The organism is Frigoribacterium sp. CFBP 13712 (genome assembly GCF_014842255.1).
Lineage (GTDB): Bacteria > Actinomycetota > Actinomycetes > Actinomycetales > Microbacteriaceae > Frigoribacterium.
Genome location: NZ_JACYVH010000009.1, coordinates 79,089 through 85,688, shown reverse-complemented (window position 1 = coordinate 85,688; position 6,600 = coordinate 79,089). Strand labels below are relative to the sequence as shown.

Genomic DNA, 6,600 nt, shown 5'->3' with positions numbered 1-6,600 from the left:
GTGCGGTGACGACGATCGGTGCGGTCGTCGCGGCGGGGGTGATGGTCGGGCCGGTGTGACGCTCACCGATCTGCTTGCCGTCCTTCGACTGGGTGATGGTCGCGGTGTAGGGCGCGTTGCCGAGCCAGCGGGACACGGTCCAGTTCCCGTTCTCGTCCGCTTCGGCGACCAGGGGCGCCAAGCCGTAGCCGAGACGGACCGAGACGGTGGCCTCAGGGGTGGCCGTGCCGGTGTAGGTCACGACGCTGCCGGCGGCGAAGGTGCTGCCGTCGACCGGTGTGGTGACGGTGATCGCTCGCTCGTCGGACTCGCCGCCTTCGGAGTCGTCGCCGTCTTCGGAGCCGTCGGAGCCGTCGGAGACGGTGAACGAGCGGGCCGAGGTGACCGAGGCCACGCCCGGCCAGTACGGCGTCTCGGTGACGGTCATCTCGTGGTCGCCGGCCAGCAGGGGAGCAGTGACGGGCACGCTCCAGCTGCCGTCGCCGAGCACACTCGTGATGAGCGGCGCGTCGCCTTCGGTGGCCGACGACTCGATCGAGATCCGCGCGCCGGGGATGCCCTCGCCGACCAGGGAGGTCAGGTCGGGGGTGACGCTCTCGCCCTCGGCGGGCGAGGTCACCTCGAGCGGGAACGCCTCGGAGGCCGTGTTGCCCTCGGTCGGCTCGACCGTGATCGTGGTCGCCTCGGAGAGTTCGGCGTTCCGGACCGTGATGAGGTCGATGTCCTGACCGGCGTACTCGGCCGGGATGGCGATGAAGAACGCGCCGTTCCAGGTGGCCCCCGTCGCACCGATGAACTCGCCGTCGACCTGCGCGATCACCGACGGGACGGAGTACTCGTCGTCGAAGTACGAGGTCGTGCCCTGGACGTAGAACGGCTCGCCCTCGGACTTCGTCACGCCGTGCGCCTGCGGGGCTGCCAGCGGCGAGCCCGCCGGGGCCTCGGTCGGGGTCAGATCGATCTCGATGGAGTCGCCATCGCCCTCAGGGGACACACCCGTGATCGTCGCGGTCTGGCCGAGCATCGATCCGTCGAGCGTGAACGGGAATCGACCGTGCTGCCCGCGGGGCAGGGTCTCGCTGTGGTCGCCGACCTCGATGCGGGCCTGGCCCGCGCCGTTGACGATGGCACGGACGATCAGGCTGCCGTCGGCCTCTTCCGTCACCGACGACAGGATCGGGGTCGCGGGGCCGCCGGTGTTCGACGCGCCGGGATCGGGCGTGGTGTCGGCGACGGAGAACGCGGTGCCCGCGGTCTGCTTCGGCGCGGTGGTCCAGGTGGGCGTCTCGGTCACGACGGTGTCGTAGCTCCCGGCGGGAAGCGCCGGCGAGGTGCAGCTCCAGTCGCCGAGCGAGGTCACGCGGGTCTCGCACAGGGTCGAGGAGGCGCGGTTCGTCTTCTCGTCGCGGCTCACGACGATCTGCGAGTTCGGGATCCCGGACCCCGTGAACGTCGCCTCGGGGGCCGCCAGCACGTCGCCCGCCGTAGGCGACTCGACCTCGAGCGGGTGGACCTCGGAGGCGGTGTTGCGCTCGGTCTCGACGAGCTCGACCTGGGCAGTTTCACTCGCGTGGCCCCGGTAGTAGGCGGTCACGTCGATGATCTCGCCGGCGCGCGAGGCGGGCACGGTGAGCGAGAACGACCCGTTCTCGGACGGGAAGTCCCATGACATCCCGGATCGGTTGGCCCACACCTCGGTCTTCGAGAACAGATCGGGCTGGTGCGCCACGGTGCCCTCGATGACGAAGCTGTCGTCGTCGTACTGGCTGACGGCGTGGATGACGGGCGTGCCGGGCGCCTCGTTCTCGCCCTCGGCGTACTGGGGCTCGAGGACGAAGTCGACCTCGACCACGCCCTGCGGGGTGTACGAGATCAGCGTGGCGTTCTTGCCGAGGTGGGCGATGTCGATGAGGGCGGCGAAGCGGCCGTCGACGACACCGGCGCCTTCGCTCGGTCCGCCCTCGACGCGGATGCCCACGACGCGGGCGCCCGGGGCCATGCCCATGACCGACAGCTCGTCGCGGTCGGACGGCTCGATGGAGGCGATGCGAGGTGCTGCGGCGGCGGTCGCCGAGGTGGATGTCGAGGACGGTGACGCCGCGGCCGTGGTCTCGTTCGCGACGGGGGCCCCGGAGCCCGGTTCTGCGGCGACGGGTGAGGCCGTCCCCAGGGTGAGTGCGGCGAGACCGGCCATGGCCAGCCCGGTGGTGATCTTCTTCTTCATGTCTTCTCTCGGATGAGGTGCAGGGAAGACCGATCGGGGCGGCCGACTCGTATATTACATTCGAATCGCCCTCATCGAGACCGTGGGAGTCAGTCGATGGACCGCTGGACGCCCTTCACCGGAAGCATCAGCAGGAGCCCGGCGAGCAGCACGAGCGCGATGCCGACGATGCCGTAGCGCGTGTCGCCGGTCGCCGAGACGAACAGCGTGAAGAGCCCCGGGGCCAGGAAGCTCACGGCGCGCCCCGTCGTGGCGTAGAGGCCGAAGATCTCGCCCTCGCGCCCCGGCGGCGTGACGCGGGCGAGGAACGACCGGCTCGCCGACTGGATCGGCCCGACGAAGAGGGCGAGCGCCAGGCCGAAGACCCAGAAGAGATCCGTCGCCGTCCCGATGGCGAGCACGGCGAAGGCGGCGATCACGAGACCGACGAGCGACCCGACGATGATCGTCTTCGCCCCGAGCCGATCGTCGAGCCAGCCGCCGACGAACGTGCCGATGCCGGCCACGAAGTTCGCCCCGACCGCGAAGTAGATGACCATGCTCGGGGTGAAGCCGAACACCTGCGCCGCGATGATCGCGCCGAAGGTGAACACCGCCGCGAGGCCGTCGCGGAACACCGCGCTGGCCAGCAGGAACAGCAGCACCTGGCGGTTGGTCCGCCAGAGCTTCGCGATCGTGGAGCCGAGGAGGCGGTACGAACCCCACAGCCCCACCCGCGCGCGTGCCGCGGTGGCGGGCGGTTCGGGCACCGCGAGCAGCACCGGCACCGCGAACGCGGCGAACCACGCGGCCGAGACGAGGACGGCCCAGCGGACGTCCCACGCGCCTCCTTCCGTCCCGGTCGGCACGGCGAGGAGCCCGCCGCGGCCCTCGACTCCGAAGCTCTGCAGGAACGCGACGAGCAGCACCAGCAGCAGCACGATGCCGCCGACGTAGCCGAGGCCCCAGCCGAATCCCGACACCTTGCCGATCGTCTTGGGCGTCGAGACCTGCACGAGCATCGCGTTGTAGTTGACGCTGGCGAACTCGAAGAAGATGTTGCCGACGGCGAGCAGGGCCGCGCCGAACACGAGGTAGCCCGGCACCGGGGCGACGAGGACCATCGCGGCCATCGCCGCCACGACGAGGCCGGTGTTGACCGCGAGCCACAGCTTGCGTCGACCGGAGCCGTCGCTCCGCTGACCGAGCACGGGTGCGAGCAGGGCGATCAGGATGCCGGCGATCGTCAGCGCGGTCGAGATCACCGTCGCGTTCTCGGCCTTGGCGAGCACGAGAGCCGCGTTGCGGGTGTCGTCCCCCGCCGCCGCGACGATCGCGGGGTCGACGAACGCGCCGCTCGCCAGATAGGTGCTGAAGACGAACGAGGTGACGACGGCGTTGAACGCGGCCGAGCCCCAGTCCCAGAGCGCCCACGAGATCACCCGGCCACGGGGGATCGGTGCGGTGTCGGCGAGCGTCTGCGCTGCGGTCATGGGGGTCAACCTAGTCGGCGGGGGTGTCCTGCCGGCACCGCGCCTCCTGCGGGGGCGACCCCCGTTCGAGACTTGAGTGTTTCTGGCTCAACTTTCAGCTTCACAGCTTGACCTCGGCGAGGGCGCGAGTAAAGTTGAGCCTGGCCGACTCAAGGCCGGCCCCACAAGTTTCCGCAACAGCGCACCACGAAGGAGAACAGCACATGGCACGTGCAGTAGGAATCGACCTCGGAACCACCAACTCGGTCGTCAGCGTCCTCGAGGGCGGCGAGCCCACCGTCATCGCGAACGCCGAGGGTCTGCGCACGACCCCCTCGGTCGTCGCGTTCACGAAGGACGGCGAGGTGCTGGTCGGCGAGACCGCCAAGCGCCAGGCCGTCACCAACGTCGACCGCACCATCGCGTCGGTCAAGCGTCACGTCGGCACCGACTGGAAGGTCGAGATCGACGACAAGAAGTACACCCCCCAGGAGATCAGCGCGCGCATCCTCGCGAAGCTGAAGCGCGACGCCGAGCAGTACCTCGGCGAAGAGGTCACCGACGCGGTCGTGACCGTGCCCGCGTACTTCAACGACTCCGAGCGTCAGGCCACGAAGGAGGCCGGCGAGATCGCGGGTCTCAACGTGCTCCGCATCATCAACGAGCCCACCGCCGCGGCCCTGGCCTACGGCCTCGACAAGGGCAAGGAGGACGAGCTCATCCTGGTCTTCGACCTCGGTGGCGGAACCTTCGACGTCTCGCTGCTCGAAGTGGGCAAGGACGACGACTTCTCGACCATCCAGGTGCGCAGCACCTCGGGTGACAACCGCCTCGGCGGCGACGACTGGGACAACCGCATCGTCGAGCACCTGATCAAGAAGTTCAAGGACAACAACGGCGTCGACCTGTCGACCGACAAGATCGCGAAGCAGCGCCTCAAGGAGGCTGCCGAGCAGGCCAAGAAGGAGCTGTCGTCGAGCACCTCGACCAGCATCCAGCTGCCCTACCTCACGCTGACGGCCGACGGCCCGCTCAACCTCGACGAGACCATCTCGCGCTCGCAGTTCGAGCAGTGGACGAGCGACCTCCTCGACCGCACCAAGAAGCCCTTCAACGACGTCATCAAGGAGGCCGGTGTCAAGGTCGGCGACATCTCGCACGTCGTCCTCGTCGGCGGTTCGACCCGCATGCCGGCCGTCACCGAGGTCGTCAAGCAGCTGACCGGCGGTCGCGAGCCCAACAAGGGCGTGAACCCCGACGAGGTCGTGGCCGTGGGCGCCGCCCTGCAGGCCGGCGTGCTGAAGGGCGAGCGCAAGGACGTCCTGCTGATCGACGTCACCCCGCTGAGCCTCGGCATCGAGACCAAGGGCGGCGCGATGACCAAGCTCATCGAGCGCAACACGGCCATCCCGACCAAGCGCAGCGAGACCTTCACGACGGCCGACGACAACCAGCCGTCCGTCGCCATCCAGGTCTTCCAGGGCGAGCGCGAGTTCACCCGCGACAACAAGAACCTCGGCACCTTCGAGCTGACCGGCATCGCCCCCGCGCCGCGCGGCGTGCCGCAGATCGAGGTCACCTTCGACATCGACGCCAACGGCATCGTGCACGTGTCCGCTAAAGACAAGGGCACCGGCACCGAGCAGTCGATGGTCATCTCCGGCGGCTCGTCGCTCTCGAAGGACGACATCGAGCGCATGGTCCGCGAGGCGGAGGAGCACGCCGCCGAAGACAAGGCGCGTCGCGAGGCCAACGAGACCCGCAACAACGCCGAGCAGCTCGTCTACTCGATCGAGAAGCTGATCAAGGACAACGACGACAAGCTCCCCGCCGACGTCAAGTCCGAGGTCCAGGCCGACGTCGACGCGCTGAAGTCGGCCCTCGCCGGCGACGACGAGTCCGCCGTCAAGCCCGCCTTCGACAAGCTCAACGAGAGCCAGTCGAAGCTCGGCCAGGCCATCTACTCGCAGGGCCAGGCTGACCAGGCCGGTGCCGCGGGTGCCGCCGGGCCCGAGGGCTCGGAGGGCGACGGTCAGACCCCGGCCGACGACGAGGACATCGTCGACGCCGAGGTCGTGGACGACGACGACAACGACAAGAAGTAGAGGCCCGCATGACTGACGAGCAGAACCGTCCCGTCGACGACGAGCAGCCCGAGCCGGTCGTCCGAGACAAGCGGCGACTCGACCCCGAGACCGGTGAGGTCCGGCCCGAGGCGAGCGCCGACGTGCCCTCGGAAGACGGCGGCACCGCAGCGGTCGACGGGGTCGACGACCTCCCGACCGTCGAGGCGCCCGACGTCGAGGTGCCGAGCGACGCCGAGGCGCCCGAGGGGGCGGCCGAGGCCGCGGCCGCGATGAGCGCCGAAGACGAGGCCATCCTCGACGAGGCGAGCCGCGATCTCGTCGCCGACATGCGCCAGGACATGCTCCGTGCGCAGGCCGAGCTGGTGAACTTCCGCCGTCGCGTCGAGCGCGACCGCGAGGCGAACCGCGAGGCCGTCGTCGCCGAGGTCGTCCGGTCGCTGCTGCCCGCGCTCGACGACCTCGTCCGCGCCGAGCAGCACGGCGACCTCGCCGAGGGCCCGATGACCGTCATCGCGCAGAAGATCCGCGGCGGTCTCGACAAGTTCGGGCTCGTGCAGATCGGCGCGAAGGGCGACGTCTTCGACCCGACCATGCACGACGCCCTCGTGCAGCTGCCGAGCCCCGACGTGACCGTCAACACCGTAGCCGACGTGATCGAGCCCGGCTACAAGATCGGCGACCGGGTCATCCGGGCCGCCAAGGTCGCGGTGCACGCACCGCAGTAGAACCACATCGCGACGCGAGTCGCGACCGGCGGTGGGCGCCTCGAGAAGGCGCCCACCGCCTCCCACATTCTCTCCGGCAGCCCCTCGCGGGCGGCCAAGATCCATGGAAGGAG

At 69.6% G+C, this 6,600-nt stretch carries 4 protein-coding genes; 2 read left to right on the top strand and 2 right to left on the bottom strand.

Features of this window, described 5'->3' with window-relative positions; genetic code table 11:
• Both IFT51_RS13415 and IFT51_RS13410 read right to left on the bottom strand, forming a co-directional pair.
• Window positions 1-2,224, bottom strand: a 2,224-nt coding sequence (locus IFT51_RS13415; protein ID WP_192061595.1) for a hypothetical protein, incomplete at its 3' end; no start/stop codon positions are given.
• Window positions 2,225-2,313: 89 nt separating this feature from the next.
• Window positions 2,314-3,696 (bottom strand): MFS transporter, encoded by a 1,383-nt coding sequence (locus IFT51_RS13410; protein ID WP_192061594.1) that lies wholly within the window; start codon window positions 3,694-3,696, stop codon window positions 2,314-2,316.
• A gap of 203 nt (window positions 3,697-3,899) precedes the next feature.
• On the opposite strand from IFT51_RS13410, the gene dnaK reads away from it, so the two are divergent.
• Both dnaK and IFT51_RS13400 read left to right on the top strand, forming a co-directional pair.
• Entirely contained in the window at window positions 3,900-5,780 is a 1,881-nt protein-coding gene (dnaK, locus tag IFT51_RS13405; RefSeq protein WP_192061593.1) for a molecular chaperone DnaK, read from the top strand.
• Between the two features lie 8 nt (window positions 5,781-5,788).
• Entirely contained in the window at window positions 5,789-6,487 is a 699-nt protein-coding gene (locus tag IFT51_RS13400) for a nucleotide exchange factor GrpE (protein ID WP_244637297.1), read from the top strand.
• Window positions 6,488-6,600 lie beyond the last annotated feature (113 nt).

What these genes read in the sequence shown, in the direction of transcription:
- IFT51_RS13410 (WP_192061594.1), bottom strand. Translation starts at nt 3,696, where the DNA reads ATGACCGCAGCGCAGACGCTCGCCGACACCGCACCGATCCCCCGTGGC.
- dnaK (WP_192061593.1), top strand. Translation starts at nt 3,900, where the DNA reads ATGGCACGTGCAGTAGGAATCGACCTCGGAACCACCAACTCGGTCGTC.
- IFT51_RS13400 (WP_244637297.1), top strand. Translation starts at nt 5,789, where the DNA reads ATGACTGACGAGCAGAACCGTCCCGTCGACGACGAGCAGCCCGAGCCG.